The sequence below is a fragment of the Pseudomonas sp. P5_A2_2 genome, assembly GCF_054177685.1.
In genome coordinates this window covers 1-2,403 of record NZ_JBGCUL010000705.1, presented here as the reverse complement: position 1 = coordinate 2,403, position 2,403 = coordinate 1, and the positions used below count along the sequence as shown (strand labels likewise).

Annotated in this window: 3 protein-coding genes; 1 reads left to right on the top strand and 2 read right to left on the bottom strand. The window is 59.4% G+C overall.

From position 1 onward, the window contains the following. Positions 1-138 precede the first annotated feature (138 nt). Positions 139-798, bottom strand: coding sequence for a carbonic anhydrase (locus ACXRVY_RS24540; RefSeq protein ID WP_223463760.1), 660 nt, complete (start codon positions 796-798; stop codon positions 139-141). A 61-nt stretch (positions 799-859) separates the two neighbouring features. Further along, a complete protein-coding gene (cynS, locus tag ACXRVY_RS24535; protein WP_223463759.1) occupies positions 860-1,327 on the bottom strand; it encodes a cyanase in 468 nt (155 codons plus the stop codon). Between the two features lie 123 nt (positions 1,328-1,450). Here cynS and cynR point away from each other — a divergent pair, with 123 nt between their 5' ends. Next, a complete protein-coding gene (gene cynR, locus ACXRVY_RS24530) occupies positions 1,451-2,332 on the top strand; it encodes a transcriptional regulator CynR (RefSeq protein WP_223463758.1) in 882 nt (293 codons plus the stop codon). Positions 2,333-2,403: the final 71 nt, after the last annotated feature.

The window sequence follows — 2,403 nt, the reverse complement described above, 5'->3', positions numbered from 1 at the left end:
GTGCGATTCTCTCGGGTGATGGCGTGTTCACCATTCGCAGCCGCATGACCCAGGTCGATCTGGGCGTCAAACGCTGAGCTGACGGAACCAGTGACCGCTGCAAGGGCGGTCACTTTTTTGATCAAACAGCGGTTCTGATCACGCGGCTTTGATCGTCTTGGCCGATACGGCGCAAGTGCCCGGATGCTCGACCAGCGACACGAAGCTCCGGCTGCCGGCATCCAGTGCGTCGATCGAACCGGTCTCGATGTCGTACACCCAGCCATGCAGGTTCAACAGGCCCTTTTCCTGGGCCAGTCGCACACTCGGGTGTGTCTGGATGTTGGCCAGTTGGGCGATGACATTCTCCCGAACCATCGAACTGACCTTGGCCGCTTCATTGGCATGTGGCCGGCCTTCGTTGATCACTTTCGCCGACTCGGCGTGTTGCAGCCAGCCGCTGACGGCAGGCAGGTGATCCATGCATGTGCACTTGGCCACGGCCGTCATGGCGCCGCAGTCCGAATGGCCGCAGATCACGATGTCAGTCACGCCGAGCACAGCGACGGCGTATTCGACCGTGGCCGATACACCACCTGGATGCGGACTGTAGGACGGCACGATGTTGCCGGCGTTACGGATCACGAACAGTTCACCGGGTTCTTGTTGGGTCAGCAGTTCCGGCACGACACGGCTGTCGGAACAGCTGATGAACAGCGTGCCTGGATGTTGGGTGGTGGCCAGGTGTTTGAACAGGTCGGTGCGTTGCGCAAAGGCTTCTTTCTGAAACTTCAAAAAACCGTCGATGAGCGCTTTCATGATCGCTTCCTCAAGGATGAGCAGGGTTCGGCCCGCACGGGGCGTGCGGGCCGGTATCAACTTAGAAGGGACGCAGGGGCAGGAACTTGCCGTCGAGGGTGATGACGGCGCGGGAGCCGCCTTCCGGATCTTCGACTTTCTTCATGTCGAGCTTGAAATTGATCGCGCTGATGATGCCGTCGCCGAACTGCTCATGAACCAGGGCTTTGAGGGTGGTGCCGTAGATCTGGATCATTTCGTAGAAACGGTAGATGGTCGGGTCGGTTGGCACACCCGAGAGGCTGCCGCGCAGCGGGATGATCTGTAGCTGGGCCACGGCGTCGGCGTCCAGTTCGAGTTTGTCGCCGACCACTTTGGCAGCGCTTTCCGGCAGCGGGTGTTGCCCGAGCAGGGCTGCGGTGACGTAGGCCAGGCTCAAACCTGTGCCGTCGGCCAGATCCTGCCACGACAGGTTTTTGCGCGCCTTGGCATCAAGGACAGAAGTGGTCAGGGCCAGGCTTGGGTCGTTGTAGGCATGGGACTGTTGCATGGTGATTCTCCTATCGGAAGGGGTGCCGCTTGGGTGTGGGGCCATCTTCTGCCGATCAATCCATAGCGTCCAAGACCGATATACAATGCAAGCTATAAGCACTGCCTATAGATTGAGAATCCCATGTTGCTTCGACATTTACGTTATCTGTTGGCGGTGGCCGAACAGGGTGGTTTCACCCGCGCCGCCGAAATGCTGCACGTGTCCCAGCCGACCCTGTCGCAGCAGATCCGCCAACTGGAAGAATCCCTGGGCGTGAGTCTGTTCGACCGCACCTCGCGCACGGTCAAACCCACCGATGCCGGCGAGGCTTACATTGAATGCGCGCGGCGGGTACTGGTGGAGCTGGAGGCGGGCAAGCGTGCGTTGCACGACGTGAAGGATTTGTCCCGCGGGAACCTGCGCCTGGCCATGACACCGACCTTCATGGCCTATCTGGTAGGGCCGCTGGTGCGCGACTACATGGCRCGTTACCCGAACATCCATCTGGAGATTTTCGAGCTTTCGATGGACGAGATCGAGGCGGGGCTGGCGGATGATTCGCTGGATATCGCGATTGCGTTTGATCAGGTGAGAAGCACCGACATCGAATCGATTCCGGCCTTTACCGAAACCCTGGGGTTGATGGTTGGGCGCGATCATCCGCTGTACGAACATCAGGACGCGTTGTCCGCTGAAGAGGTGGCTCAGCTTGAGTTTGCCCTGCTGACCCCGGACTACATCACCCGCACCTGCATCGATGAGTATTTCGCTCAGGCGCACATCAGGCCGAAAGTGGTGATTGAAGTGAATTCGGTCAACACGCTGCTGGAAGTCATCCGCCAGTGCGCCATCGCCACCATCCTGCCGGAACCCATCGCTACTCAGGATCGGGCGTTGCGCAAATTGTCCATGCAGGGCGCAGCGCCAGAGCGTGGGGCCGCGTTGCTTCGGCGCAAGAACAACTATCACAGTGCGGCGGCGGTGGCGTTTGTGGAGTTGGTGTTGGGGATGAGTGTTTCCTGAACACTGCAAACCCTTGTAGGAGCGAGCCTGCTCGCGAAGGCGGTGTATCAATTAGCATGGTTATATCTGAC